This window comes from Stenotrophomonas sp. GD03680 (assembly GCF_029844625.1).
GTDB classification, from domain to species: Bacteria; Pseudomonadota; Gammaproteobacteria; order Xanthomonadales; family Xanthomonadaceae; genus Stenotrophomonas; species Stenotrophomonas maltophilia_P.
In genome coordinates, this window is the sequence record NZ_JAOCKC010000034.1 from 1 (window position 1) to 24,150 (window position 24,150).

Annotated in this window: 26 protein-coding genes and 1 pseudogene; 11 read left to right on the forward strand and 16 right to left on the reverse strand. The window is 68.2% G+C overall.

Annotated elements, in window-relative coordinates:
• Positions 1-138 precede the first annotated feature (138 nt).
• Genes N5J29_RS18405 through N5J29_RS18435 form a run of 7 tightly spaced genes read left to right on the forward strand, consistent with a single transcriptional unit; the run spans position 139 to position 4,954 of the window.
• Complete coding sequence (locus tag N5J29_RS18405; RefSeq protein ID WP_065182786.1) at positions 139-759, forward strand: LemA family protein; 621 nt, start codon at positions 139-141, stop codon at positions 757-759.
• Between the two features lie 3 nt (positions 760-762).
• Positions 763-1,659, forward strand: a complete 897-nt coding sequence (locus tag N5J29_RS18410) for a TPM domain-containing protein (protein WP_197624279.1) — start codon at positions 763-765, stop codon at positions 1,657-1,659.
• Positions 1,659-2,153 carry a TPM domain-containing protein gene (locus N5J29_RS18415; protein WP_065182836.1) on the forward strand — a complete coding sequence of 165 codons (495 nt, stop codon included), beginning with the start codon at positions 1,659-1,661 and terminating at the stop codon, positions 2,151-2,153. Before N5J29_RS18410 ends, N5J29_RS18415 begins: the two co-directional genes overlap by 1 nt.
• Before the next feature lie 60 nt (positions 2,154-2,213).
• Positions 2,214-3,098 (forward strand): prolipoprotein diacylglyceryl transferase, encoded by an 885-nt coding sequence (gene lgt / locus N5J29_RS18420; protein WP_065182837.1) that lies wholly within the window; start codon positions 2,214-2,216, stop codon positions 3,096-3,098.
• On the forward strand, positions 3,095-3,889 hold the full coding sequence (locus N5J29_RS18425) for a thymidylate synthase (RefSeq protein ID WP_164153077.1): 795 nt from the start codon (positions 3,095-3,097) through the stop codon (positions 3,887-3,889). Before lgt ends, N5J29_RS18425 begins: the two co-directional genes overlap by 4 nt.
• Positions 3,886-4,449 carry a hypothetical protein gene (locus tag N5J29_RS18430; RefSeq protein WP_239519830.1) on the forward strand — a complete coding sequence of 188 codons (564 nt, stop codon included), beginning with the start codon at positions 3,886-3,888 and terminating at the stop codon, positions 4,447-4,449. The genes N5J29_RS18425 and N5J29_RS18430 overlap by 4 nt, the downstream gene beginning before the upstream one ends.
• Before the next feature lie 13 nt (positions 4,450-4,462).
• Positions 4,463-4,954 carry a dihydrofolate reductase gene (locus N5J29_RS18435; protein ID WP_164153076.1) on the forward strand — a complete coding sequence of 164 codons (492 nt, stop codon included), beginning with the start codon at positions 4,463-4,465 and terminating at the stop codon, positions 4,952-4,954.
• 59 nt (positions 4,955-5,013) lie between these two features.
• On the opposite strand, the gene N5J29_RS18440 is transcribed toward N5J29_RS18435, so the two are convergent.
• The 10 genes and pseudogenes from N5J29_RS18440 to N5J29_RS18485 all read right to left on the reverse strand — a co-directional run bounded on the left by N5J29_RS18440 (position 5,014) and on the right by N5J29_RS18485 (position 14,858).
• Positions 5,014-5,661, reverse strand: coding sequence for a DUF1287 domain-containing protein (locus N5J29_RS18440; RefSeq protein WP_164153075.1), 648 nt, complete (start codon positions 5,659-5,661; stop codon positions 5,014-5,016).
• Positions 5,658-6,680: a symmetrical bis(5'-nucleosyl)-tetraphosphatase gene (locus N5J29_RS18445; RefSeq protein WP_164153074.1), complete on the reverse strand. Its 1,023-nt coding sequence runs from the start codon at positions 6,678-6,680 to the stop codon at positions 5,658-5,660. Before N5J29_RS18445 ends, N5J29_RS18440 begins: the two co-directional genes overlap by 4 nt.
• Before the next feature lie 15 nt (positions 6,681-6,695).
• Positions 6,696-7,079: a Co2+/Mg2+ efflux protein ApaG gene (apaG, locus tag N5J29_RS18450; RefSeq protein ID WP_053519676.1), complete on the reverse strand. Its 384-nt coding sequence runs from the start codon at positions 7,077-7,079 to the stop codon at positions 6,696-6,698.
• A 13-nt stretch (positions 7,080-7,092) separates the two neighbouring features.
• Positions 7,093-7,896: a 16S rRNA (adenine(1518)-N(6)/adenine(1519)-N(6))-dimethyltransferase RsmA gene (rsmA, locus tag N5J29_RS18455; protein WP_164153073.1), complete on the reverse strand. Its 804-nt coding sequence runs from the start codon at positions 7,894-7,896 to the stop codon at positions 7,093-7,095.
• A complete protein-coding gene (gene pdxA / locus N5J29_RS18460; RefSeq protein WP_164153072.1) occupies positions 7,893-8,873 on the reverse strand; it encodes a 4-hydroxythreonine-4-phosphate dehydrogenase PdxA in 981 nt (326 codons plus the stop codon). Before pdxA ends, rsmA begins: the two co-directional genes overlap by 4 nt.
• Positions 8,874-8,891: 18 nt before the next feature.
• Positions 8,892-10,220 (reverse strand): annotated as a pseudogene (locus N5J29_RS18465) (peptidylprolyl isomerase); the annotation flags it as partial.
• A complete protein-coding gene (gene lptD, locus N5J29_RS18470; RefSeq protein WP_080375337.1) occupies positions 10,217-12,673 on the reverse strand; it encodes an LPS-assembly protein LptD in 2,457 nt (818 codons plus the stop codon). The gene lptD and the pseudogene N5J29_RS18465, both read right to left, overlap by 4 nt.
• 89 nt (positions 12,674-12,762) lie before the next feature.
• Entirely contained in the window at positions 12,763-13,701 is a 939-nt protein-coding gene (locus N5J29_RS18475; protein WP_065176230.1) for a histone deacetylase family protein, read from the reverse strand.
• 9 nt (positions 13,702-13,710) lie between these two features.
• On the reverse strand, positions 13,711-14,265 hold the full coding sequence (locus tag N5J29_RS18480; RefSeq protein ID WP_065176231.1) for a cob(I)yrinic acid a,c-diamide adenosyltransferase: 555 nt from the start codon (positions 14,263-14,265) through the stop codon (positions 13,711-13,713).
• Positions 14,266-14,273: 8 nt separating this feature from the next.
• Positions 14,274-14,858 carry a hypothetical protein gene (locus N5J29_RS18485; protein ID WP_053519669.1) on the reverse strand — a complete coding sequence of 195 codons (585 nt, stop codon included), beginning with the start codon at positions 14,856-14,858 and terminating at the stop codon, positions 14,274-14,276.
• Between the two features lie 109 nt (positions 14,859-14,967).
• Here N5J29_RS18485 and ubiH point away from each other — a divergent pair, with 109 nt between their 5' ends.
• Together ubiH and N5J29_RS18495 are read left to right on the forward strand one after the other, a co-directional pair.
• The gene (gene ubiH, locus N5J29_RS18490) at positions 14,968-16,176 is read left to right on the forward strand and encodes a 2-octaprenyl-6-methoxyphenyl hydroxylase (protein WP_065176232.1); all 1,209 of its coding nucleotides are present in this window, start codon (positions 14,968-14,970) and stop codon (positions 16,174-16,176) included.
• Positions 16,173-17,354: a UbiH/UbiF family hydroxylase gene (locus N5J29_RS18495; RefSeq protein WP_065176233.1), complete on the forward strand. Its 1,182-nt coding sequence runs from the start codon at positions 16,173-16,175 to the stop codon at positions 17,352-17,354. The genes ubiH and N5J29_RS18495 overlap by 4 nt, the downstream gene beginning before the upstream one ends.
• A gap of 66 nt (positions 17,355-17,420) precedes the next feature.
• On the opposite strand, the gene N5J29_RS18500 is transcribed toward N5J29_RS18495, so the two are convergent.
• From N5J29_RS18500 to N5J29_RS18525, 6 genes are all read right to left on the reverse strand, one after another.
• Positions 17,421-17,819: a hypothetical protein gene (locus N5J29_RS18500; protein WP_053519666.1), complete on the reverse strand. Its 399-nt coding sequence runs from the start codon at positions 17,817-17,819 to the stop codon at positions 17,421-17,423.
• 71 nt (positions 17,820-17,890) lie between these two features.
• Positions 17,891-18,958 carry a 23S rRNA (cytidine(2498)-2'-O)-methyltransferase RlmM gene (gene rlmM, locus N5J29_RS18505; protein WP_065176234.1) on the reverse strand — a complete coding sequence of 356 codons (1,068 nt, stop codon included), beginning with the start codon at positions 18,956-18,958 and terminating at the stop codon, positions 17,891-17,893.
• Positions 18,942-19,502 carry a nucleoside deaminase gene (locus N5J29_RS18510; protein WP_065176235.1) on the reverse strand — a complete coding sequence of 187 codons (561 nt, stop codon included), beginning with the start codon at positions 19,500-19,502 and terminating at the stop codon, positions 18,942-18,944. The genes rlmM and N5J29_RS18510 overlap by 17 nt, the downstream gene beginning before the upstream one ends.
• A gap of 94 nt (positions 19,503-19,596) precedes the next feature.
• Positions 19,597-20,319, reverse strand: coding sequence for a DUF6348 family protein (locus tag N5J29_RS18515; RefSeq protein WP_164153071.1), 723 nt, complete (start codon positions 20,317-20,319; stop codon positions 19,597-19,599).
• A 48-nt stretch (positions 20,320-20,367) separates the two neighbouring features.
• Positions 20,368-21,021: a hypothetical protein gene (locus tag N5J29_RS18520; protein ID WP_065182847.1), complete on the reverse strand. Its 654-nt coding sequence runs from the start codon at positions 21,019-21,021 to the stop codon at positions 20,368-20,370.
• Between the two features lie 43 nt (positions 21,022-21,064).
• A complete protein-coding gene (locus N5J29_RS18525) occupies positions 21,065-22,813 on the reverse strand; it encodes a glutamine--tRNA ligase/YqeY domain fusion protein (RefSeq protein ID WP_164153070.1) in 1,749 nt (582 codons plus the stop codon).
• Positions 22,814-23,021: 208 nt separating this feature from the next.
• Here N5J29_RS18525 and N5J29_RS18530 point away from each other — a divergent pair, with 208 nt between their 5' ends.
• Both N5J29_RS18530 and msrA read left to right on the forward strand, forming a co-directional pair.
• The gene (locus N5J29_RS18530) at positions 23,022-23,285 is read left to right on the forward strand and encodes a DUF2007 domain-containing protein (protein ID WP_164153069.1); all 264 of its coding nucleotides are present in this window, start codon (positions 23,022-23,024) and stop codon (positions 23,283-23,285) included.
• A 30-nt stretch (positions 23,286-23,315) separates the two neighbouring features.
• Positions 23,316-23,981, forward strand: coding sequence for a peptide-methionine (S)-S-oxide reductase MsrA (gene msrA / locus N5J29_RS18535; RefSeq protein WP_053519160.1), 666 nt, complete (start codon positions 23,316-23,318; stop codon positions 23,979-23,981).
• The last annotated feature ends 169 nt before the right edge of the window (positions 23,982-24,150 follow it).

The following is a 24,150-nucleotide window of genomic DNA, read 5'->3' on the forward strand; positions in this document are numbered from 1 at the left end:
GTCCCCCGCCATGCCCACCCGCCCGGACTACTCAGGCGATCCATGAGCATGGCCACCGCGGAGGGGGCGGCGCCCGATGGCCGGTCTTTCACCCGAACCATGGCATGCTCGGCGCCAAGCCCACCCGGAACCTTCGCCATGCGCCTGTTCACCCGTGTCCTGCCCCTGATGCTGCTGGCCTCCCTGCTGTCCGGCTGCGGCTACAACGCGATCCAGCAGAAGGATGAAGCGGTCAAGGCCAGCTGGTCCGAAGTGCTCAACCAGTACAAGCGCCGCGCCGACCTGGTGCCCAACCTGGTGCAGACCGTGAAGGGCTTCGCCAGCCAGGAAGAGCGCGTGCTGACCGAAGTCACCAACGCCCGCTCGCGTGTCGGCCAGATCAACGTCAACGCCGATGACGAAGCCTCGCTCAAGCAGTTCCAGCAGGCCCAGGGCGAACTGGGTAGCGCGCTGTCGCGCCTGCTGGTCGTCACCGAGAACTACCCGGTGCTCAAGTCCGACCAGAACTTCCGTGACCTGCAGGCCCAGCTGGAAGGCACCGAGAACCGCATCACCGTCGCCCGTGGCCGCTACATCCAGCAGGTGCAGGACTACAACACCTACATCCGCTCGTTCCCGCAGGTGATCACCGCCAAGCTGTTCGGCTACAAGACCAAGCCGAACTTCACCGTGGACAACGAAGCGCAGATCTCCAACGCACCGACCGTCGATTTCGGCAACGCGCCGCAGCAGCAGCCGGCACCGCAGCCGGGCCACTGACCGATGCGCCTGGCCACTGCGCTGTTGGCCCTGCTGCTGTGGCTGCCGCTGGCGGCGCTGGCGCAGCAGCTGGCGCCGATTCCGGCGCTGGATTCGCCGGTGGTCGACACCACCGGCACGCTGGATGCCGCGCAGAAGCAGGCGCTGGTGCAGCAGGCATTGGACCTGCAGCAGCGCAAGGGCAGCCAGCTGCAGGTGCTGGTGGTGCCCACCACCCAGCCCGAGGACATCGCCCAGTACACCACCCGCGTGTTCGACCAGTGGCAGATCGGACGCAAAGGGGTCGATGACGGTGTGCTGCTGGTGGTGGCCAAGGAGGACCGGCGCGTGCGCATCGAGCCGGGCTACGGCCTGGAGGGTGCGATTCCCGATGCGATCGCCAACCGCGTCATCCAGGAATACCTGGTGCCACGCTTCCGCAGTGGCGACTACGCCGGCGGCATCACCGATGCCACCGCCGTACTGGTCGGGCTGATCGACGGCGAGTCGCTGCCGGCGCCGGTCAGTGGCCAGCGCGGGCGGGAGGCCGACGGCGGTGGCGATACCTGGATCCTGGCGTTGTTCATCGGCGTGTTCGCAGGCACGGTGCTGCGGGGCGTGTTCTCGCGGGTGCCGCGGCCGGTGCGCGGGCTGCTCGGAGGTGCGGGTGCGGCGGTTGCTGCCTTCCTGTTCACCTCCACCCTGCTGGCCAGTGGCCTGGCCGGCGTTGTCGGGCTGGTGGTGGCGATGCTGTCCGGCCATCCCGGCCGCTTTGCCGGCGGCAGTGGCTGGGGCGGCGGCAGCTGGGGCGGTGGGGGCGGGTTCGGGGGCGGCGGTGGTTTCGGCGGCGGTGGCGGCGGTGGCGGCTGGGGTGGCGGCGGTGGCCGTTCCGGCGGCGGTGGTGCTTCGGGAGGTTGGTGATGATCCGTCGTCTTTGCCGTCATCTGTTCTCGCCCTCGGTACGACGGGCGTTTCCCCCCGCGACGCTGCAGGCGATCACCGCGGCCATCGCTGCCGGTGAGCAGCGCCACGGCGGCCAGGTGATGTTCGCTGTCGAAGCCGACCTGCCGCTGCACGCGGTCTGGCGCGGAATCACGCCGCGCCAGGCGGCGGAGCAGGCGTTCGCCCACCTGCGCACCTGGGATACCCGGCACAACAACGGCGTACTGATCTACCTGCTGTTGGCCGACCATGCCATCGAGATCGTCGCCGACCGGGGCCTGAGCGACCGGGTCAGCGCGGCGCAGTGGCAGCGGGTGTGCACCCACCTGCGCGAAGGCCTGCGCGGCGCCAGTCCGGTGGATGCGCTGCGCGATGCGATCGACGAAGTGTCCAGCCTGGTGGAAGGGCACTTTCCGGCCTCGACGCGGTCGGAGGATGACGCGCTCCCGAATGCGCCGCAGATCCTGGGCTGAGCCCCGGTCCCGGGCCGGGTCGGGGCGCTAAAATACCCGTACTCCTGCCAGGCGTCTTCCATGATCTATTTCCACGACATCGACCCCATCGCCCTCTCGCTGGGGCCGATCAAGGTGCATTGGTACGGCATCATGTACCTGCTGGGTTTCACCGCCGCCTGGCTGCTCGGTCGTCGCCGGATCGCCGCCGGGCGCCTGCCCGGCGTCGATGCCAACGGATTCTCCGACCTGTTGTTCTACGCCATGCTGGGCGTCGTGCTGGGCGGGCGCATCGGTTACATGCTGTTCTACGCGCTGGGCGATTTCCTGCACAACCCGCTGCTGCTGTTCAAGGTATGGGACGGCGGCATGAGCTTCCACGGTGGCCTGCTGGGCGTGCTCGGCGCCTGCTGGTGGTGGTCGCGCAAGCACAGGCTGCACTTCTTCGACACCATGGACTTCATGGCGCCGCTGGTGCCGCTGGGCCTGGGTTTTGGCCGCATCGGCAACTTCATCGGCGCAGAGCTGTGGGGCAAGTACACCGACGGCAGCTGGGGCGTGGTGTTTCCGTCCGGCCTGCCGGCGCCGCTGAACCAGCTTGACCACGCGACCCTGCAGGCGCAGTTCGCGACCGGCGCGCTGAACCAGTACGCACGCCACCCCTCGCAGCTGTATGAAGCCTTCCTCGAGGGGCTGGTGATGTTCGTGGTGCTGTGGGCGGTGTCGGCCAAGCCACGCCATCGCTATCTGGTGGGGGGGCTGTTCGCGCTGATGTACGGTGTCTTCCGCTTCGCGGTGGAATTCGTGCGCATGCCCGACAACGGCATCTACGTAGCGTTCGACTGGCTCACCCGCGGCCAGATCCTCAGCCTGCCGCTGATCGCGCTGGGCCTGGTGCTGCTGGCGATGTCGCGCCGCGCACCGGTACTGCAGCCGCAGCCGCTGGCGGTGGAGGGCAAGGCATGAAGGCCTACCTGGACCTGCTCTCGCACGTGCTGGAGCACGGGACGGAGAAGAGCGACCGCACCGGTACCGGCACCCGCAGCGTGTTCGGCTGGCAGATGCGCTTCGACCTCAACGAAGGTTTCCCGCTGGTCACCACCAAGAAACTGCACCTGCGCTCGATCATCCACGAGCTGCTGTGGTTCCTGAAAGGCGATACCAACATCGGCTACCTGAAGGACAACCAGGTAAGGATCTGGGACGAATGGGCCGACGGCAACGGTGATCTTGGCCCGGTGTACGGCAAGCAGTGGCGCAGCTGGGCCACCGCCGATGGTCGCGAGATCGACCAGATGCAGTGGCTGGTGGACGAGATCAGGCGCAATCCCGATTCGCGGCGGCTGGTGGTCAGCGCCTGGAACGTGGGCGAGCTCTCGCAGATGGCGCTGATGCCCTGCCACAACCTGTTCCAGTTCTACGTGGCCGATGGCAGGCTCAGTTGCCAGTTGTACCAGCGCAGCGGCGACATCTTCCTCGGCGTGCCGTTCAACATCGCCAGCTATGCGCTGCTGACCCACATGGTTGCGCAGGCCACCGGCCTGGGCGTGGGCGACTTCGTGCATACGCTGGGCGATGCGCACCTGTACTCCAACCATTTCGAGCAGGCCCGCGAGCAGCTCTCGCGCTCGCCGCGAGCGCTGCCGAAGCTGTGGTTGAACCCGGACGTGACCGACCTGTTCGGTTTCCAGTTCGACGACATCCGCATCGACGGCTACGACCCGCATCCGGCGATCAAGGCGCCGGTGGCGGTATGAGTATCCGCCTGATTTCCGGGAGCCTGCTGGCGCTGTGCGGCATGCTGCCGCTGGCCATGGTGCAGGCCGGACCGGCCGATGCGCTGTCGTTGGCCAGGCAGGTCAATGAGCAGATCGTGCACACGCACATGCGCGAGGAAGTGCATGCGTTCGCCGGGGCATTCAACGGCAGCACCATGATGCCCCCGGATGTCCCGGAAGGATGCCGGGCGCAGATGCGTGAGGCGGTAACGGGCATGTACACGGCAATGACCGACCACCTGAAGGCCGGTATTGAGGATCCGGCCTATCAGCGCACGCTCGAGCAGCAGCTTGCCAACGTCTATTCCAGCGACCAGTTGCAGGCGTTTCTGGCACGTCGTGCCAGCACCGATACCGCCGCGCTGTCGGCAGAGATCCTGTCAGGACCGGGCCTGAAGGATATCGAAGAGGCGCAGAAGCAGAAGATCCTGGGTGGCCTGGACGAGCAGTCCACGTCCAGCCCTGCGCTGGCTGCGGCGTTGCAGGCCGCCAGTGCAGCGAACGCTGCCTGCGAACGCCTGCAGATCGATGCCAACTGAGGAGGTCGCAGCATTGAAGCTTTCGATGATCGTGGCGCTGGATCGCAACCGTGGCATCGGCCAGGGCAATGCCATGCCCTGGCACCTGCCGGATGACTTCAAGCACTTCAAGGCGCTCACCCTGGGCAAGCCGATCCTGATGGGGCGCAGGACGGCCGAGTCGATCGGCCGCGTTCTGCCGGCGCGGACCAACCTGGTGCTGACCCGCAGCGGCCAGGTGCCGTTCGAGGGCATGCGCGCGGTGGGCTCGCTGGACGAAGCGAAGGCGATCGCTGAAGGCGAGGGTGCCGGTGAGCTGTGTGTCATCGGAGGCGGCGAGATCTTCCGCCAGCTGCTGGACCAGGCCAGTGACCTGTACCTGACCTGGGTCGATGCCGAAGTGCCGGCCGACACCCATTTCCCGGAGGTGGACCCGCAGCTGTGGCGGGAAACAAGCAGTGAGCCGCATCCGGCCGACGAACGCCACGCCTACGCGTTCCGCTTCGTGCATTACGTGCGCCGCTGATCGCCGCACCTGTAGAGCCGAGCCATGCTCGGCCTCGTTCCTCAAGGCTACAGGATCGTTTACGGCATCCGGTAATGCCCGATGATGGCGTGCTGGAACAGCAGGTTCTCTTCCCGGGTCCCGCGCGCGATGTTGTGCAGTACCAGCGGTGTCCCGTCGGCCAGCTGCCGGTCGGAGACGATGCCCACGTGCAGCAGGCCGTTGCCATTGAGCTTCCAGGCGACGATGTCGCCTGCCGCGTAATCGGCGGCGAGGGCCGTGATGGGCTGCTGCCAACCCTGCCGCTCGAACCAGCGCATCAGGTTCGGTACGCGGCGATGATCGATGTTGCGATCCGGCCGTGACAGGCCCCATATCGCGGGATAGGCGCCGAAACTGCTGCGCATGTCTTCATGCACGCGCGCCTGCAGATCCAGTCCCAGATCGCGCAGGGCGCGCACCACCACGTCGGTACACACACCGCGATCAATCGGGACGTCCCCGCCGGGATAGGCCAGCACCCGATAGGCCGGGTCGTAGCGGGTGGTGACGCCGATCTGTGCGCGCGCCGCGGTCACCAGCGGCGGCGAAGATGCCTGCGGTTGCGATGGTGCGTGGCCGGCGTTTTCGCCGCCGGAGGGAACCGGGGCCGGACCGGGCTGGCAGCCGCTGGCCAGGGCCAGCGTCAGCAGCAGCACCGTCCATGGTGCCCGACCGCGCGCGGTCATGCCTGCGGCGGTGTGCTGGTGCTGTTGCCGCCACCCGTACCGCCACCACCACCACCACCGCGCCGACGGCGGCGACGTGGGCCGCGGTTGCCCGGGTTGGCAGCGGTGTTTCCGCCGCCCTGTTCCTTGCCCTGTGCCGCAGCGGTAGACCGCTCGTGGGCCGGTCGCGCCGGCGGCCGGGCATTCGGAACCGGGGCAGGCACATCGCGGCCGGGCACCTGCACCACGCGCAGCTCATCGGTATCGAGCTGGATCGCGGTCAGCTTGCCGCCCCACACCGCGCCGGTGTCGATGGCGTGCACGCCCTGGGTGATGGTCAGGCCCAGCGCCGACCAGTGGCCGCATACGACCTTCAGGTCGCGCTCGACCCGGCCGGGCACTTCAAACCACGGATACAGTCCCTGTTCCTGCGTGCCGGGCGTGCCCTTGTCCTCGATGCCGATGCGCCCGCGCGGAGTGCAGTAGCGCATGCGGGTGAGCACGTTGATGATCGCCCGCGAACGGTCGTAGCCGGACAGGTTCGGTGCCCAGCTTGGCTTGTCGCCATACATGTTGCGGAACAGCTTGCGGTAGCCCGCGCCGTGCAGTTGCACTTCGACTTCGGCCGCATGCTTTTCGGCCATCTGCGTGGTCCATTTCGGCGCAAGGCCGGCGTGCACCATCATCCAGCCCATCTCGCGGTCCACATGCACCAGCTTCTGCAGGCGCAGCCAGTCCAGAAGTTCGTCGCGGTCCTCGGCCTGCACGATGCGCAGCAGGTCCGGATTGACCTTGCGCTGCTCTTCCTCGGTGCGTGCACCGACCGCCAGCAGCGAAAGGTCATGATTGCCCAGCACGACCACGCTGTGCTCGCGCAGCGAATGCACCAGCCGCAGCGTTTCCAGGGATTGACCACCGCGGTTGACCAGGTCGCCGCAGAACCACAGGGTGTCCTGCGCGGGGTCGAAGCGGAGCTTCTCCAGCAGTCGCTGGGTCACGTCATAGCAGCCCTGCAGGTCGCCGATCGCCCACACACTCATCGTCCGGCCTCCGTGTCAGTGCAGGGTACGTGGGATGGCCAGCACGAACGGTGCGACCGGCGCGGCGAATTCGGTGCCGTCATCGGCGACCATGTCGTAGTGGCCCTGCATGGTTCCGTGATCGGTCGCCAGCATGACACCGGACGTGTAGTGGAAGTCTTCACCGGGACGCAGCCGCGGCTGCTCACCGATCACGCCTTCGCCATCGACGTGCTCGACGCGGCCGTTGGCATCGGTGATGCGCCAGTGGCGCGCGACCAGCCGCGCGGCCACCCGGCCCTGGTTGTGGATGCGGATCGTATAGGCGAACGCATAGCGGCCGTCTTCCGGCACGGACTGGTCATCGAGGAATCGCGGTGCGACCTCGACGGAAATGGCGTAAACGTCAGCGTCTTCCATACCGGCAGTGTAATCAGGAGGCATTGGCCAGGGCGATGAATTCGGCCACGTCCAGCTGTTCGGCACGGGCATCGGGGCGCACGCCGGCAGCAGCGAACTGGTCGGCCGACACCACGTTGTTCAGCGCGTTGCGCAGGGTCTTGCGGCGCTGGCCGAAGGCGGCCTTGACCACTTCGGCGAAGCGGGCGTGGTCACGGATGCCGACCGTGGCCGGATCATGCGGCACCAGCCGCACCACGGCCGAATCGACCTTCGGCGGTGGCCGGAACGCACCCGGCGGCACCACGAACAGCGAGGTGACGGTGCAGTAGGCCTGCAGCATCACGCTGAGGCGGCCGTAGACCTTGCTGCCGGGGCCGGCTGCCATGCGGTCGACCACTTCCTTCTGCAGCATGAAGTGCATGTCGCGGACCACGGCGGCATGCTCGAGCGCATGGAACAGGATAGGCGAGGAGATGTTGTACGGCAGGTTGCCGACCAGACGGATCGGCTGTCCGGCCGCCAGTTCGGTGAAGTCCACGCGCAGCACGTCGCGGTGGACGATGGTCAGCTCGCCCAGCGGCTCGGCGGCAGCGGTCAGCGGCGCGATCAGGTCGCGGTCGAACTCGATCACCGTCAGTGACGGATGCACGCGCAGCAGCGGCAGCGTGATCGCTCCCTGGCCGGGGCCGATCTCGACCAGGCGGTCACCGTCCTTGGGATTGACCGCCATCACGATCTTGTCGATGTAGTGGCGATCGGCCAGGAAATGCTGGCCAAGCTGCTTCTTGGCCGGGGCGGTGAACACCGGGCCGGAGGGGGAATGCGGGGAATTCATGCGCTCAGTGTACGTTGCCGCGCAAGCTGCGCACACAGCGTCGTTGCCGCCTGCAGGCTGGATGGATCGGCAATGCCGCGGCCGGCCAGGTCCAGCGCGGTACCGTGATCGACAGCGACGCGCGGGTAGGGCAGGCCCAGGGTCAGGTTCACGGCCTGCTCGAAGCCGGAGTACTTCAGCACCGGCAGGCCCTGGTCGTGGTACATGGCCAGGACCGTATCGAAACCTGCCAGCTTGCCTGGCAGGAACGCGGTGTCGGCCGGCAGCGGCCCGACCAGATCCATGCCTTCAGCGCGCAGGCGCTGCAGCAGTGGGATGACCAGATCCAGTTCCTCGCGGCCGAGGTGACCGTCTTCACCGGCGTGCGGGTTCAGGCCGAGCACGGCGATGCGCGGCGATGCCAGCCCGAACTCGCGGCGCAGCGCGGCGTGCACGGTGCGCAGGGTGTGCTCCAGGCCGGGTGCGGTGATCGCATCGGCGACCTCACGCAGCGGCAGGTGGGTGGTGGCCAGGGCCACGCGCACGATGTGATTGGCCAGCATCATCACCACCTTCACCCCGGCCTGGTCGGCCAGCAGTTCGGTGGTGCCGCTGTAGGCGATGCCGCCCTCGTTGATGACCGCCTTGTGCACCGGGCCGGTGACCACGCCGTGCAGCTCGCCCGACAGGCAGGCCTGGCCGGCGCCGAGCAGGGCGCCGATGACCGCGCCGGCATTGGCCGGATCGGCGTGGCCGAAGCGGCTCGGGACGGCATTGGCCACGACGCGCAGACGCAGGTCGCCCGGGAAGCGGGCTTCCGCCTTCTCGGGCAGCAGTTGCAGGGGCAGGTCCAGCGCGGCGGCGGCTGCGCGCAGGGTATCCGGGTCGGCGAAAGCCAGCAGCCGGCAATCATCGCGCGGCTGCTGGATCAGGCGGATGCACAGCTCCGGGCCGATCCCGGCGGGCTCGCCCGGTACCAGAGCGAGCTCGGGACGCATCGGTCAGGACTGCGGCGGCGTCGCGGTGTTTTCCGCGCGGTCACCGCTGCGGAAGCTGACGTAGGCTTCGCCACGCAGCTCCTGCAGGAAACGGTTGTATTCGTCTTCCAGCTTGCGGCGGCCGATGGTCTCGCGGACCTGCGCACGCTGGTTGTCGTTGGTCACGTCGGTCTGGCGGGTCGCCACGCGCTGCACGATGTGCCAACCGGCGTCGGTGCGGAACGGCTGGCTGACACCGCCGTCCTGCACGCTCTGGACCTGCTGGCCGAAGGCCGGACCGAACGCATCGGCCGGGAACCAGCCCAGATCGCCGCCCTGGCCCTTGCTGTTGTTGTCCTCGGACGACTCCCTGGCCACCGTCTGGAAGTCGGCGCCGCCGGCAATGCGGGCACGCAGGGTGTCGATCTTGGCCTTGGCGGCCGCATCGGTCTGGTTGTCGTCCACGCGCACCAGGATGTGGCGGCCGTGGAACTCGGTGACGGTATGGGTGCCGGCGGCGGCGCTGGAATCGCGCACTTCCACCAGCTTCAGCAGCTGGAAGCCGCTCGGACCACGGATCGGGCCAACCACGTCACCGGCATTCATCTTTTCCATCAGCTGCGCGAACGCGGCCGGGATCTCGTCCATGCTGCGCCAGCCCAGGTCGCCGCCTTCCAGTGCATTGGGGCTGTCCGAGTAACGTACGGCGGCGGCATTGAAGTCCAGCTCACCCTTGTCCAGCAGGGCCTTCACGCCGTCGGCCTTCTTCTGGCCGGTGGCGATCTGCTCGGCATTGGCGCCGTCGGGCAGGGCGATCAGGATGTGCGCCAGGTGGTACTGGTTGCCGGCGGTGGCCTGCTGCTTCAACGCGGCATCGACTTCGCCCTCGCTGACGCTGATGCGGCTCTGCGCGAAGCTCTGGCGCAGGCGCTGCACGGTGATCTCGTCACGCACCGAGGCGCGGAAGTCGTTGAAATCGATGCCGTCACTTGCCAGGCGCTGGCGCAGCGCGTCCAGATTGGAACCATTCTGCTGGGCGATGGCATTCATCGCCTGGTTCAGCTCCTGGTCGCTGACGCGGATGCCGCTGCCCTGCGCACGGGCCACCTGCAGCTTGACCAGCACCAGGCGCTCGAGCACCTGCCGGCTGAGTACGTCATCCGGCGGCAGCTGGGCCTCGCGGCCGGCGTACTGCGCCTTGATGTTGGCGATGGCGCGCTGGAGTTCGCTCTGCAGGATCACGTCCTCATCGACGACAGCGGCGATGCGGTCCAGCGGCTGCGCCTCCTGGGCAAGTACCTGCAGGGGGGCGGACACGCTGGACACCGCCAGCAGCGAGGCGAGAAGAACGGGGAAGCGCTTGGTCATGGGATCAGATTCGGATCGTAGTCGTCCCGGGTCGTCCCGGTATTGCTGGGGGGCACGAGATAGAGGTCGTCGCGGTTGTAGCCGAGGATAGCACGGCGCAGGGTGCGGTCCGTGTCCTGGCCCAGGGAGCTGAGGCCCTTCAGCACGAACTCCAGCTGGATGGAATTGTTCAGCTCGCCCTCGCGGTTGCGCACGTAGCGGCGGGCCACCGCGCGCACGGCCAGGCAGCAGCTGTCCCACTGGACGCCACCGATGATTTCCAGCGGCTTCTTGTCTTCCAGCGAGTAGTAGTAGCGGCCGACCAGGCTCCAGCGGGGGTTCAGCGGGTACAGGAACGACAGGTCGGCCTGCTTCAGCAGGTCGGTGCCGTCCGGGTTGATGCGGTGGCGGTAGGTCAGGTTGACCACGCCATCGTTGGGCATCAGGTAACGGGCGCGGAAGCTGGCCAGGTCCTCACGCTTGTATTTGGGGTCCCACTGGTAGGTCGCGCTGAGGGTCCAGCGGTCGTTGACCATGTAGTTGGCATCGGCGATCCAGGCCGACTTGCCCTTTTCCACCGGCGGGCCACCCGGCACGGCGGTCACCCGCGATTCGTCGAAGTACTGGATCTGGCCGATGGCCGCCGAGAACCGCTCGCGGCCGGTGGTCTGGTCGATGAAGCGGGTGCCCAGCGCCATGGTCAGCTGGTTGGCGTCGTTCTGGCGGTCGGCGCCGGTATAGCGCGAGTCGCGGAACAGCTGGCCCCAGCTGAAGGTGAAGTCGCGGGTATCGAAGATCGGCAGCTCGTCCTGGTTGCGGTAGGGCGTGCGCAGGTAGAACAGGCGCGGTTCCAGGGTGTGCAGGAACGAGCGGCCGCCGATGGTGGTCTCGCGGTCGAAGAACAGGCCGGCATCGATGCTGCCGATCGGCAGGCTGCGGCTGGGGGAGGTGTTGCCGCGCAGCTGCTCGGGGGTAGCGGTGGCCGGATCAACGCCCTGCGAAACCAGCACGTTGCGGCGGATGCTGTCGGCCAGCTGCCGGTCCAGGTCGTAGGCGGTGTAGCGGTAGGCCAGGGTCGGGGTCACGTACCAGGCCGCACCGCTGAACGGCAGCGACACATAGGGTTTCAGGTCCAGGCGTGCGCCGCCGTACATCCGCTGGGTCTGGCCGGTACGGGTGTACTCGAGGTCCGGTCCGGCCTCGGGGCCGTACTTGAAGTTGATGTCTTCATGGGTGAAGCGCACGGCTTCGGCGTACACGCCGGTTTCCAGCCACGACAGGACCGGCTTGTCCCAGTTGAAGTACAGGCGCGGCTGGCGGTTGTAGGCCAGCGCGCTCTCGTTGAGCGTGTAGTCGGTCAGCTGCCAGCGGTCGGCCATGATTCCGGCCGTCCAGTTCTGGCCGGTGCCGTACAGGCCAACGGTGCTCTGCAGGTTCGAAGCGGTCACGCCCACCAGGCGGTTGGCGAAGTCCTCGACGTAGCGCTCGTCGCTGACCCAGGCCAGGTTGGCACGTGCCTGCCAGTGGCTGTCCACGTTGTGGTAGCCGCTGAACATGACACGGCCGCGATCGCGGTCGCGCAGCTTGTCGTTGGGGATGTAGGCGGTCAGCAGTTCGCCGCGGCCGCCGTTGTAGAGGTAGCGGAACTCGTTGTCGAGCATCAGGCCGCGCCGGCTCATGTAGCGCGGCATCAGCGTGTCGTCGTAGTTCGGTGCCAGGTTCAGGTAGATCGGCTGGGTGTAGTCGAACCCGTTGCGCCCGGACATGCCCAGCTGCGGGAACAGCAGGCCGGTCTTGCGCCGGTCGTCGATCGGGAACTTGAAGTACGGTGCCCACAGCACCGGCACCTTGCCGATGCGCAGCACGGCATTGCGCGCCGTGCCGAAGCCCTCGTCGTTGTCCACTTCGATCTGCGGCGCCGACAGCTTCCACACCGGCTGCGACGGGTCGCAGGTGGTGTAGGTGGAGCGGTGCATCTGCCCGACCGCGCCCTGCAGGTCGACCGATTCGGCGTCGCCGTTGCCACGGCGGGACACCAGCTGGTACTGGATGTCGGTGATCTTGTGGGTGTCGCTTTCCTGGTTGCCCTCGGCGCGCTTGGCGACCATGCGGATCGACGCGTCCTGGTAGCGGACATTGCCATCGGCGATGTAGTTGCCGGACTCGGTGTCGAAGCTGAGCTTGTCGGTGCCGACGAACTGGTCGCCGCGACGCAGGGCGACGTTGCCCTCGTACTGCGGCACCGTGGTGGTACCCAGCAGCTGATCGCCCTCGATATCGGTCGGCTGCTGCTCGCGCGCGGCGCTGGCGGCGGCCTTGTCCTGGCCCGGAACCGGGGTCGGGGCGTCGGTGAACGCGGGAATGACGTCGGTTGCCGGGCACAGGCCCCAGTTGAGCGGCTTATCATCGGCCATCGCCGGCAGGCAGACGGCGATGCTCAGAGGCAGGGGAAGCAGGCGGAGGGCTCGGCGCACGCGGTTCGGATTCGGGCGAAAACGGACGGTAGCTTGCCCCATCCCTTGCATAGGGGCAATGAAGGCGGCCCGGTCGCACCGGTTCGGGTTCATCCAGCCGGGGGGGACGCCGCCGGCGACATCAGGGCCTGCACGTGGGCCACGCTGCATTCGGCCAGGGCCTGCAGGTCGTAGCCGCCCTCCAGCATCGACACCACCCGGCCGGCCGCATGGCGACGCGCCAGCGCATGCAGTTCGCGGGTGATCCAGGCGAAATCCTCGGTCTCCAGCATCAGATCCGCCTGCGGGTCGCGCAGATGGGCGTCGAAGCCTGCCGAGATCAGCATCAGCTGCGGGCGGAAGTCGTCGATGGCCGGCAGCATCTCGTCGGCCCAGACATTGCGGAAGCGGAATCCGCCACTGCCCGGCGGCAGCAGGATGTTCATCAGATTGCCCGCGCCACGGTCACGGCGCAGGCCGGAGTTGGGGAACAGGCCGGCCTGGTGGGTGCTGTAATACGACACCCGTGCGTCGTGCTGGAAGATGTCCTGGGTGCCGTTGCCATGGTGGACGTCGAAGTCGACCACCGCGATCCGCTCCAGCCCGTGGCGGTCGCGCGCGTAGGCTGCGGCGATGGCGATGTTGTTGAGCAGGCAGAAGCCCATGGCCGTGCTGCTGGTGGCATGGTGACCCGGCGGGCGCACCGCGCAGAACGCCAGCGGGTCCGCGCCCAGCATCACCGCATCCACCGCGGCCACACCGGCACCGGCAGCATGCACCGCCGCGCTGGCCGAGCCGGGCGAGGTCCAGGTGTCCATGTCCAGCTGGCGCAGGGGCACGGTCTGCGGTTGCAGCACGAAGTCGAGCAGGGCGCTGTCGTGGACCCGGCTCAACTCGCCGAACTTGGCGGGTGGGGCCTCGCGCCAGTCCAGCTGGCCGGGGAATGCGCCGCGCAGGGCGTCGAGCACGCCCTGCAGCCGTTGCGGGCATTCGGGATGGCCCGGACCGGGATCGTGCAGCAGGCAGGACGGATGGGTGAAGACCAGCATCGTACGGACTCAGCCCTGCCGGTGCTGGGGCTGCCAGAGCGCCTCGCCCTGCCCATCGGCGCGGGCCAGCACCCGGGCCAGCACGAACAGCAGGTCCGACAGCCGGTTGAGATACTGCAGCGCTTCGCTGCGCACGTTCTCATGGCGGGACAGCGTCACCGTCTCGCGCTCGGCGCGGCGGACAATGGTCCGTGCCAGGTGGCAGCGTGCGGCGGCTTCGCCACCGGCGGGCAGGATGAACTCCTTCAGCATCGGCAGCGTGGCGTTGTAGTGGTCCAGCTGCTGTTCCAGTGCCGAGACATCGGCGGCATGGATCGCGGCATGGCCGGGGATGCACAGCTCGGCGCCCAGGTCGAACAGCTGGTGCTGCAGATGGACCACCAGCGCGCGCACGTCGTCCGGAAGCGGTGCGGCCAGCAGCAGGCCCAGCGCCGCGTTGGCTTCGTCGACGGTGCCGTAGGAGGCGACGCGGGCATCGTCCTTGGCTACGCGCTGGCCATCGCCCAGTCCGGTGCTGCCATCGTCACCGGTGCGGGTGTAGATGCGCGAGAGGCGATGGCCCATGGCGCAGCTCAGTGCCGGATGTCGCGACGGGCCTGCTGGAGCTTGAGCACCTGCTCCACGGCCAGTTGCAGGGCGGCGGCCAGCGCCACGTAGATCGCCGTGGTCCGCAGGTAGGGGCCGAACCACTGTGCGTAGTTCTGCGCCCAGCCCGCCAGCGTCGGCTCGGCAACGTTGCGGGTGGTCCAGTAGAAGCCCCCCTGCGCAAGCAGGTGGCACAGCGCCACCGAGGCCACCAGCAGGAGCGCACCCTTGGCCAGCACCGGCCAGCGCGCGCCGCGGTAGTTGTGGCCCAGCAGCATGCCGCCGGCCCACAGCGAGAAGTACGCCGGCAGCAGCAGCCAGTAGCCGGGCGACACACAGTAGTGCTGCCAGAAATCCAGCCCCGCGCTGCGGATCACGATCCAGTCGACCAGCACCGCAAACAGCATCAGCAGCGGAAAGGCCCAGCGCGTCCAGCGCGCCAGGTAGAAACCGCCGATGAAGAACACCGCCCAGGAGGCATCGGGGATCGCCGCGAAGTGGTTGACCCGGGTCGCCGCCAGCAACAGCACGAGCACGGACAGGACGAAGGCACGATTGGCGGTGTCGGACATGGCGGCGGGCCCGGAGCGGATTCAGCTTTCATTCTAGCCCGCCGCGCGGGTTGGCGCAGGCAGCGTCGCGTTCGGTGTACAGCCGGGGCGAGCGCGTATCATGAACGCCATGAGTGAACGACATGACGTGCTGATCGTCGGCGGCGGACTGGTGGGTGCCAGCCTCGCCATCGCCCTGGACCGCCTGGGCCGCGACGTGGGCCTGATCGAGGCCAGCCCTGCCGGTGGACTGCCGGCGGTGTTCGACCAGCGCAACCTCAGTTTCGCCGCCGCCACCGTCAACGCGCTGACCGCGCTGGGGGTGATGCAGAAGCTGGCGATGGCGCCGGGACCGATCCGTCGCATCCATGTCAGCCGCGCCGGTGACTTTGGCCGGGTGCAGCTCGATGCGGCCGATTACAACCGGCCGTGGTTCGGCCAGGTGGTGGTCGCACGTGACTTCGGTCATGCGCTTGAGGCACGCCTTCAGGAACTGCCGCGGCTGCGGCGTTACCGGCCGATGCGTTTCCTCGGCCTGGGCGGGGTGGTGGAGGGCTGTCGCCAGGTGCATGTGGCCGACGACGCCGGCGAGCGCACGCTGCTGGCACGGCTGGTGGTCGGTGCCGATGGCACGGCCAGTGCGGTGCGGGAGGCGCTGGGCATCGAGGTCGACCGCCACGATTTCCAGCAGACCCTGTTCGTGGCCCGCGTGCGCAGCCAGCGCGCGCCCGACGGCACGGCTTGGGAGCGCTTCACCGATACCGGCCCGACGGCCCTGCTGCCGCGTGGCGACCGCCATTTCGGCACGGTGCATGGGGTGGCGCGCGAAGACGCCGACGCGGTGATGGCGCTGGACGACGCAGCGTGGCTGCAGCGCCTGCAGCATGCCATCGGCTGGCGTGCCGGGCGTCTGCTGGAGTCGGGTCCGCGCAGTGCCTACCCGCTGATCCAGGTGCTGGCGCGCGCCCTGGCAGGCGAGCGCGCGGTGCTGCTCGGCAATGCCGCACAGACCATCCATCCGTTGGGCGCGCAAGGCTTCAACCTGGGCCTGCGCGATGCGCTGACCCTGGCCGAACTGCTGGAAGACGATGCAGGCGATGCCGGCAGTGATGCGCTGCTGCGTGCGTATGTGGCCCGTCGGGAAGAGGATCGCCAGCAGACGGTGGCGTTCTCCGGAGGACTGGCGCGCCTGACCAGCAATCCTGCGCCGTTGATGCGCCCGTTGCGCAGTCTCGGCCTGGTGGCCGCGCAGCGCGGTTCGGTGCAGTCGATGCTGGTCGGCGGGGCGATGGGTTTCCGTGGCGTCGTGCCGCGACTGTGCCGCGGAGAAGCCGCATGAACCGCCGCGCGCGCCTGGACGTGGTCATCGTGGGAGGCGGCGTGGTCGGTGCCGCGTGTGCACTGGCGCTGGCCGATGCGGGGCTGGCCGTCGCCCTGGTGGAGGGCCGTGAGCCCGCGCCCTGGCAGGCATCGCAGCCGGACCTGCGCGTGTTCGCCTTCGCGGCTGACAACGTGCAGCTGCTGGACCGTCTCGGCGTGTGGCCTGCGATCGTACAGGCGCGGGCCTGGCCGTATCGCCGCATGCAGGTATGGGATGCCGCGGGAGGCGAGGACCTGCTGTTCGACGCCGACCGCCTGGGGCGTCGCGAGCTGGGCTTCATCGTCGAGAACGGGCTGTTGCAGGATCGCCTGTGGGCGGCACTGCCGGCGGCCGGGGTGCAGCTGCATTGCCCGGCACGGGTGGAGGCGCTGGAGCAGGACGAGGAGGGGGTGCGACTGCGCCTGGATGACGGACGCAGGCTGGAAGCGGCCCTCGCCGTGGCCGCCGATGGTGCCGAGTCGACGCTGCGCGAGCTGGCGGGCATCGACGTGGTGCGCCACGACTATCACCAACGTGGCGTGGTGGCCTACGTCGACAGCGAGCTGCCCAACCAGGCTACGGCCTGGCAGCGTTTCCTGCCGACCGGTCCGCTGGCGCTGCTGCCGGTGGCCGAGCGCCGCAGCTCGATCGTGTGGACCTTGCCTGACGAAGAGGCGGTGCGCGTGCTGGCGCTGGAGGAGGAGGCATTCAATCGCGAACTGACCCGCGCCTTCGCCGCACGGCTGGGCGAACTGCGCCTGGTGTCGCCGCGCGCCGCGTTCCCGCTGCGCCGCCAGCTGGCCCGCCACTATGTGGCCGGCCGCGTGCTCGCACTCGGCGACGCCGCGCATGTGGTGCATCCCCTGGCCGGGCAGGGCGTGAACCTGGGGCTGCGGGATGTCGCTGCCCTGCGGCAATGGCTGGCGCCTTCAGCCGAGCGCCGTGGCCAGCCGCGCCTGTCGCCACAGCGCCTGCAGCGTTGGGCCCGCGAGCGGCGCAGCGACAACCAGGTGGCCGCCTACAGTTTCGATGCGATCAACCGCCTGTTCTCCAACGACGAGATGCACCTGACCCTGGCCCGTGGCCGCGCGCTGGGCTGCGTCGGCAAGTGGCCGCCACTGGTTCAGGCGTTCTGGAAGCGCGCCGCCGGCGTGTGACGACCCCGTTTGGCGGTTGATCCGCCGGTAGCGCCGGGCCATGCCCGGCGGGATCCGTGAACCGGATCAATCAATCAGCCAGCCGGCCAGGTCGGCACGATCCAGCTTGCCGCGGCGCTTGCTGTCCAGCGCGGTGAACTCATCGGCCAGTGCAGGATTGGCCTGGGCCTCCGCACGGCTGATGAAGCCATCACCGTCGGTATCCAGCGCGGCAAAGTGGATGCGGTACTGGCCGGTCACGCTGCTGGGTTCAACCGAGCGCACCGTGACCTGGGCCTCCCCTGCGGGCATCGGGATATCGACGCTGCCGGTGACCCGTCCGGCATTCAAGGGCTGCTGGCGGATGGCTCCGCCGGTCGGACCCAGCGGTTGGCTCTGCGCGGGTGTGGGCGGCAGCTGCTGCGCCAGCACGGGTGACGTGGCCAGCAGGACAGCCAGCAGCACGGGCAAACGCGGACGGTACATGACGGACTCCTGGCAGGCGTTGACGGAAGCGTACCCGCGGCATCCTGTGCGGGCGATGACCCTGCCGCGCATCACCGCATCGGCGACGCCAGCACGGTGATCTCTTCGCGGTCGTGATAGAGCTGCTTGGCACGCACTTCCAGCGAGGTGCCAGCCTGCTCCTGGAACAGGTCCAGGCACAGCCGGGTCTCGTCCCAGCGCTTCTTCATCGGCAGTTTCAGATTGAAGATGGCATGCCTGCACCAGCCTTCGCGGAACCAGGTGGCCATGCGTTCGGCAACGCGACGCGGTTGCTCGACCATGTCGCACACCATCCAGTCCAGCGGCTGCTCCGGGTGCCAATGGAAGCCATCCGCGCGCAGGTGCTCGACCAGGCCGGTATCCAGTACGTGCTGGCGCAGGGGGCCGTTGTCGATGCTCAGCACCTGCATGTGCTGGCGGGTCAACACCCAGGTCCAGCCGCCCGGTGCCGCCCCCAGGTCGGCCGCGCGCATGCCGGGTTTCACCAGTGCCTCGCGTTCTTCCGGCGCCAGCAGCGTCAGCAGGGCTTCGTCCAGCTTCAGCGCCGAACGCGAGGGGGCCTCCGGCAGCAGTTTCAGGCGCGGAATGCCCAGTGCCCACGGTGCGCTGTCGGCGGGGTCGGCCACGCAGATGAAGGCGTGGGTGCCGTCGACGAACACCACGTGCAGGCGTGGCAGCCGTGCATTGGGCTTGTCGCTGAGCTTGCCGGCCTTGCGCAGCGCCGGGCGCAACGCGTTGCCGAACGCACGGGCAAGCCCGGACAGCGGCTTGCCGGCATCCGAATCCGGATGTTCGACCCACAGATCACCAAAGCGTGGCGCATCGGCCAGCACCTCCAGCATCGGCGTGATGCGATCGGCCGGATCCAGCTGCGGCAGTTCAGCCAGCACCACCAGCTTCTGCCGCGCGAAGATCAGGCCGCGCCACGGCAACCGCGGTGCCAACGCGGCCGCTTCGTCGCACATGAACAACACATAGCCGTCATTGCGCTGGGTACGTGCGTAGCCCGCGAAGCCTGCTTCACCGGCACGGAACTGCAGCTCGCCGGCCAGCTCCGGCTCGAAGCCCTGGCGGCACAGGCACAGCAGGCCGATGCCGGTTTCAGTAACGGGCGCCATCGCTTTCCCCATAGGCGCGCAGCACGCTGCGTGCGGCGTCGCGGTTCAGGCCCTGCACCACCTCGATGCCGCGCTTGTTGAGCTCGCCCACCCAGTCGGCCGGCAGCGGGCCTTCGTCGAACGGGGTCAGTTCCTCCACATCGGCGGCACTGGCGCCGATCAGCAGGCGATCGATGCCGGCCCACACCGTAGCGCCGTAACACTGGCAGCACGGCTGCGAGCTGGTGGCCAGGGTGACCGGCGACAGTACGGCATTCAGGCGCGGCGTCTGCAGGCGCTGCTGGGCCAGCATGTAGGCCATGTTCTCGGCATGTGCCAACGAGGTGGCATGCGGCATCACCCGGTTCACGCCGGCGGCGATCACCTTGTCGTCCGGGCCGAACACCACGGCCCCGAACGGGCCGCCGCTGGCGTGCTCGACGTTCTGGCGCGACAGCTCGATGGCCAGCGCGACCTTGGCCTCATCGCCCGGATATCGACGATCCAGGTCGATCTGGTCGTGGATCCAGGCGGGAAGGGTCAGGTGGACTTGCGCATACAGCATCGCGGGGGTGCCTCGTGTGGGATGGGAAAAGTGCGGTTGCTTGGGAAACCGGCGCGCAGTGTAGCCGCACCGGCCTGTACCGGGTGTGGGCGCGTCAGCCGGGTGAGCCGGTGCGGATCACCACGTACTGCTTGCGGAACTCCAGCCCGGCCTGCGGCCAACTGGCGGCATACGCGCGCAGCAATGGCAGGGCAGGGGCGAAGTCGTGGCCATTGACCCGGCAATCGGCCTCGCACAGGCCATCGGCATCGCGCGAGGCGAACAGGCGGATGGCAAGGAACTGGCGCGCTTTCAGCAGCTCGTCGAAGGCGTCCATGCTCCTGGTGAACAGGCAGCAGGGGCAGGAACCGTGGTCGTCCTCACTGCATGTGGCGACCTCCACCTCCTGCGCGCGGTAGTGGGCCAGCGGCCCCAGCACGACGGTGCGCCCGTGTTCCTTGCCGTCATCACCTGCTGGATAGGTCAGGCCCATCATCGGCAGGCCCTGCGCGTCGTCGGCGCCCACTGCGGTCTGCAGGGTGGCCAGGTCCACCCGCACCCAGGCCTGGAAGCCGGACAGCAGCGAGGCCTGCTCATCGGCGCCGTTGGCGTGCTGGTACTCGAACAGGCCATCGGCGAACAGGGTGGGGTGCTGCGCCTCGATGACCGTGGAGGTCTGCCAGCCACCGTTGTCGCGCGCGTGTGCCGCCATCGCATGCGGGGTCAGGCGCAGGCCGCTGTCCAGCAGCAGCGCGCCGCCGTCGACGCGGCTGGCGATGCCAGCGTCCTGCAGGACCTGCTGCAGCAGCGGGAGGAGGGCGGTGGACGTCGTGGTCATGTCAGGCCTGTGGATGGATCGGGTGGAGCATCCAGGCCGGGCCTGGTGCTAGTGATCGAGTGCTTCGCGTTCTGCGCGATATCGCCGTGCGTCGGACTGCTGCTGCGGATCGTTGCCATGATCACGCAGCCAGGTATCCAGTTCGCGGCGATAGTCCGCGCGGAAATCGGCGTTGCCCGGGCTGAAGTGCAGCTTGCGTGCGGCGACCTCCACCCGCTCGCGCGCGCTGGCACGGGCCTGGGCGATGCCGTGCGGTGATTCGGTGGTGAGGATGACGAAGTTGCGCGGAAAGCCCGGCGTGTACTTCACCACGAACGGCTGGTCCTGAGCCGGGATGCGGATCGCGTTCTCCAGCGGCCACAGCGAGGCGGTGTTGGTGTGGAACACCACCTCCACGTCGCGACCCTCGGCGGTGCGCAGCACCGCTTCGTAGCGCCAGATGTACTGTTCGTTGAGCGTGGAATTGGTTTCCTCGGCCTTCACGATCACCGCTTCACCGCGCTCGCCCACGGCATTGAGGAAAGTGGCGTTGAGGAAGCTGCCGAGGAAGATGTTGAGCATCGCCAGCGGAAACACCACGATGGCGTAGACCGGTGAACGCCGCCACCACGAGACCAGCGCGGCCAGCCCCATTGCTGCAAAGAAGGTCAGCAGCGGATGCTGCGAGATGAACCAGAGCAGGGCGGACAGGGCGGTGATCATCGTCGCGGGCGTGCGGGCGCCGTGTCGGCGCCCGCGCAGGTCTTCAGGCCGACCAGGTATCGCGCAGCGTCACGCTGCGGTTGAACACCGGCTTGGCTTCGGTGTGGTCGCGGCGGTCGGCAACGAAGTAGCCGGTGCGCTCGAACTGGAACGACTGCTCCGGCGCGGCGCTGGCCGCGGCCGGCTCGACATAGCCGGAGACGGTGCGGCGCGATTCCGGATTGAGGTAGTCGCGGTAGGTCCTGCCTTCCGACTCGTCGTCCGGGTTCGGCACCGAGAACAGCCGGTCGTACAGGCGGATCTCGGCCGGGACGCCGTGCACGGCGCTGACCCAGTGGATGGTGCCCTTGACCTTGCGGTTGGCCCCTTCCATGCCGGGGCGCGACTCCGGATCCAGCCAGCCGCGCAGCTCGGTGATGGTGCCGTCGGCATCCTTGATCACCTCATCGCAGCGGATGATGCCCGCACCACGCAGGCGCACTTCGCCGCCCGGCACCAAGCGCTTCCAGCCCTTCGGCGGTACTTCGGCGAAGTCCTCGCGGTCGATCCAGACCTCGCGCGCGAACGGCACCTGACGGCTGCCGAAGCTCTCGTCCTTCGGATGGTTGCTGAAGGTGAGCTGTTCTTCATGGCCTTCGGGCAGGTTGGTCAGCACCAGCTTGAGCGGGTCGACCACGGCCATGCGGCGCGGTGCGGCGCCGTCGAGGTCTTCGCGCAGCGCGCCTTCCAGCACGCTGAAGTCGATCAGCGAGTTCTGCTTGCTGATGCCCACGCGTTCGGCGAACAGGCGCATTGCCGCCGGGGTGTAGCCGCGGCGACGCAGTCCCTGCAGGGTCGGCATGCGCGGGTCCTCCCAGCCGTCCACCAGCTGCTCGGTGACCAGCGCCATCAGCTTGCGCTTGCTCATCACCGTGTAGTTGATGTTCAGGCGCGAGAATTCGATCTGGCGCGGCTTGGCGGCTTCGCGCGGCAGGCCGGCATCGACCAGCGGCTGGGTCAGTGCGTCGTCATGGGCGAAATCGACGTTGTCCACGCACCAGTCGTAGAGCGGGCGATGGTCCTCGAATTCCAGGGTGCACAGCGAGTGGGTGATGCCCTCGATCGAATCGCCCAGCGCATGCGCGAAGTCGTACATCGGGTAGATCGGCCACGCATTGCCCGTGTTCTGGTGCTCGACATGCTTGATGCGGTACAGCGCCGGATCGCGCAGGTTGATGTTGCCGCTGGCCATGTCGATCTTCGCGCGCAGGGTGCGCGCACCGTCCGGGAATTCACCGGCACGCATGCGGCGGAACAGGTCGAGGTTCTCCTCGACACTGCGGTCGCGCCACGGCGAGGGACGGCCCGGCTCGGTCAGGGTGCCACGGTAGGCACGCACTTCCTCGGCCGACAGGTCACACACATAGGCCTTGCCCTGCTCGATCAGCTTCTCGGCGGCGAGATAGTAGGCCTGGAAGTAATCGGAGGCGTGGCGCAGTTCGTTCCACTCGAACCCCAGCCAACGGACATCATCCTGGATGGCGGCCACGTACTCCGGGTCTTCCTTGGCCGGATTGGTGTCGTCGAAGCGCAGGTTGCATACGCCGCTGAACTCGCCGGCAATGCCGAAGTTCAGGCAGATCGACTTGGCATGGCCGATGTGCAGGTAGCCGTTCGGCTCCGGCGGAAACCGGGTCTTGATCGCCTGGTGCTTTCCGCTGGCCAGGTCCTCGCGCACGATCTGGCGGATGAAATCGCGCTTTTCGTGGCTGTCGGCGGGGGTCTCGGGGCTGGCGGGGGTGTGCTCGGACATGAGGCTGGGCGAAAAAGGGCAGAAAGACCAACAGTCTAGCGCGTAAGGGGAAGGGCTGCCGGGGTTGCGCCCGCGCTACCGGGCGCAGGGGGCCCGGCCGGCAAGTGCAGCGGGCGCAAGGGGGTAGCGCCGGGCCATGCCCGGCGAGCGCAGCGGCGGCATTCAGCGCCCGGGCGTATGCTGGAGGCCTCTCCCGTGGAGCCGCCCCATGCACATCGTGTACAAGGCCGACAATCTGTTCGACGCCCACCTGGTGAAGCACGCGCTGGAAGACGCCGGCATTCCTGCCTTCGTGTTCGGCGAGCAGCTGCTGGGGGGCATGGGCGAGCTGCCGCTGTTCGGTGTATTGAGGGTCGGCATCCCCGACGCCGCGCAGGCCGAGGCTGAAGGCATCGTCGCCGGCCTGGACTTGGGCCACGCCGCCGACGCCCCCATTTCCGATGCAGACGACATTGCCGGCCTTCCGGCGTAGGAGCGCATCATGTTGGGAATCGGACAGGGCATCTTGGGCATCGGCGCCTTCAAGCAGCGCCTGCCGCGCCCGGAAGAGGCGCTGCCAGGGCGTGATCAGCCACTGCCGCTGCACAGCAACCAGCACTTCGTGAACAGTCACCCGCTGAAGGACCGCTTTGCCGGCCTGCAGCAGATCCGTTTCGCGCTTGGCTGCTTCTGGGGAGCCGAGCGCAAATTCTGGTCGGAGCCGGGCGTGTACAGCACGTCGGTCGGCTATGCCGGCGGCGTCACGCCGAATCCCACCTATGAAGAAGTCTGCTCCGGCCTGACCGGCCACACCGAAGTGGTGCAGGTGGTGTTCGATCCGAAGGTGGTGAGCCTGGAACGGCTGCTGCAGCTGTTCTGGGAAAGCCACGACCCGACCCAGGGCATGCGCCAGGGCAACGACACCGGCACCCAGTACCGTTCGGCGATCCATGCCACCGACGAAACGCAGTACGCCGCTGCGCTGGCCAGCCGCGAGGCCTACCAGGCGCAGCTGGACGCGGCCGGCTATGGCCCGATCACCACTGAGATCGTGTTCCCGGCGCCGGAGTACTACTACGCCGAGGACTATCACCAGCAGTACCTGGCGAAGAACCCGAACGGCTACTGCGGGATCGGCGGCACCGGGGTGAGCTGCCCGATCGGGCTGGATGTGGAGGCGCCGCGCTGAGGCGCGGTGGTCCGCCTGCGGCGGGCAGAAGCTACTGCAGAAGCCAAAGCCGAAGCCAAAGCGGCTCTGGGTTGTTGTGAGTTGGGCGGGACGGGTACAGATGGCGGGACACGCCGTAAACCCGTCCTTGGGGGCTCGGCCACGGCATCCATGCCGTGGACGGTCCCGC

Excerpts from the sequence above, each read along its gene's own strand:
- N5J29_RS18405 (WP_065182786.1), top strand. The coding sequence starts at position 139 with ATGCGCCTGTTCACCCGTGTCCTGCCCCTGATGCTGCTGGCCTCCCTG.
- N5J29_RS18410 (WP_197624279.1), top strand. The coding sequence starts at position 763 with ATGCGCCTGGCCACTGCGCTGTTGGCCCTGCTGCTGTGGCTGCCGCTG.
- N5J29_RS18415 (WP_065182836.1), top strand. The coding sequence starts at position 1,659 with ATGATCCGTCGTCTTTGCCGTCATCTGTTCTCGCCCTCGGTACGACGG.
- lgt (WP_065182837.1), top strand. The coding sequence starts at position 2,214 with ATGATCTATTTCCACGACATCGACCCCATCGCCCTCTCGCTGGGGCCG.
- N5J29_RS18425 (WP_164153077.1), top strand. The coding sequence starts at position 3,095 with ATGAAGGCCTACCTGGACCTGCTCTCGCACGTGCTGGAGCACGGGACG.
- N5J29_RS18430 (WP_239519830.1), top strand. The coding sequence starts at position 3,886 with ATGAGTATCCGCCTGATTTCCGGGAGCCTGCTGGCGCTGTGCGGCATG.
- N5J29_RS18440 (WP_164153075.1), bottom strand. The coding sequence starts at position 5,661 with ATGACCGCGCGCGGTCGGGCACCATGGACGGTGCTGCTGCTGACGCTG.
- N5J29_RS18445 (WP_164153074.1), bottom strand. The coding sequence starts at position 6,680 with ATGAGTGTGTGGGCGATCGGCGACCTGCAGGGCTGCTATGACGTGACC.
- apaG (WP_053519676.1), bottom strand. The coding sequence starts at position 7,079 with ATGGAAGACGCTGACGTTTACGCCATTTCCGTCGAGGTCGCACCGCGA.
- rsmA (WP_164153073.1), bottom strand. The coding sequence starts at position 7,896 with ATGAATTCCCCGCATTCCCCCTCCGGCCCGGTGTTCACCGCCCCGGCC.
- pdxA (WP_164153072.1), bottom strand. The coding sequence starts at position 8,873 with ATGCGTCCCGAGCTCGCTCTGGTACCGGGCGAGCCCGCCGGGATCGGC.
- N5J29_RS18475 (WP_065176230.1), bottom strand. The coding sequence starts at position 13,701 with ATGCTGGTCTTCACCCATCCGTCCTGCCTGCTGCACGATCCCGGTCCG.
- N5J29_RS18480 (WP_065176231.1), bottom strand. The coding sequence starts at position 14,265 with ATGGGCCATCGCCTCTCGCGCATCTACACCCGCACCGGTGACGATGGC.
- N5J29_RS18485 (WP_053519669.1), bottom strand. The coding sequence starts at position 14,858 with ATGTCCGACACCGCCAATCGTGCCTTCGTCCTGTCCGTGCTCGTGCTG.
- ubiH (WP_065176232.1), top strand. The coding sequence starts at position 14,968 with ATGAGTGAACGACATGACGTGCTGATCGTCGGCGGCGGACTGGTGGGT.
- N5J29_RS18495 (WP_065176233.1), top strand. The coding sequence starts at position 16,173 with ATGAACCGCCGCGCGCGCCTGGACGTGGTCATCGTGGGAGGCGGCGTG.
- N5J29_RS18500 (WP_053519666.1), bottom strand. The coding sequence starts at position 17,819 with ATGTACCGTCCGCGTTTGCCCGTGCTGCTGGCTGTCCTGCTGGCCACG.
- rlmM (WP_065176234.1), bottom strand. The coding sequence starts at position 18,958 with ATGGCGCCCGTTACTGAAACCGGCATCGGCCTGCTGTGCCTGTGCCGC.
- N5J29_RS18510 (WP_065176235.1), bottom strand. The coding sequence starts at position 19,502 with ATGCTGTATGCGCAAGTCCACCTGACCCTTCCCGCCTGGATCCACGAC.
- N5J29_RS18515 (WP_164153071.1), bottom strand. The coding sequence starts at position 20,319 with ATGACCACGACGTCCACCGCCCTCCTCCCGCTGCTGCAGCAGGTCCTG.
- N5J29_RS18520 (WP_065182847.1), bottom strand. The coding sequence starts at position 21,021 with ATGATCACCGCCCTGTCCGCCCTGCTCTGGTTCATCTCGCAGCATCCG.
- N5J29_RS18525 (WP_164153070.1), bottom strand. The coding sequence starts at position 22,813 with ATGTCCGAGCACACCCCCGCCAGCCCCGAGACCCCCGCCGACAGCCAC.
- N5J29_RS18530 (WP_164153069.1), top strand. The coding sequence starts at position 23,022 with ATGCACATCGTGTACAAGGCCGACAATCTGTTCGACGCCCACCTGGTG.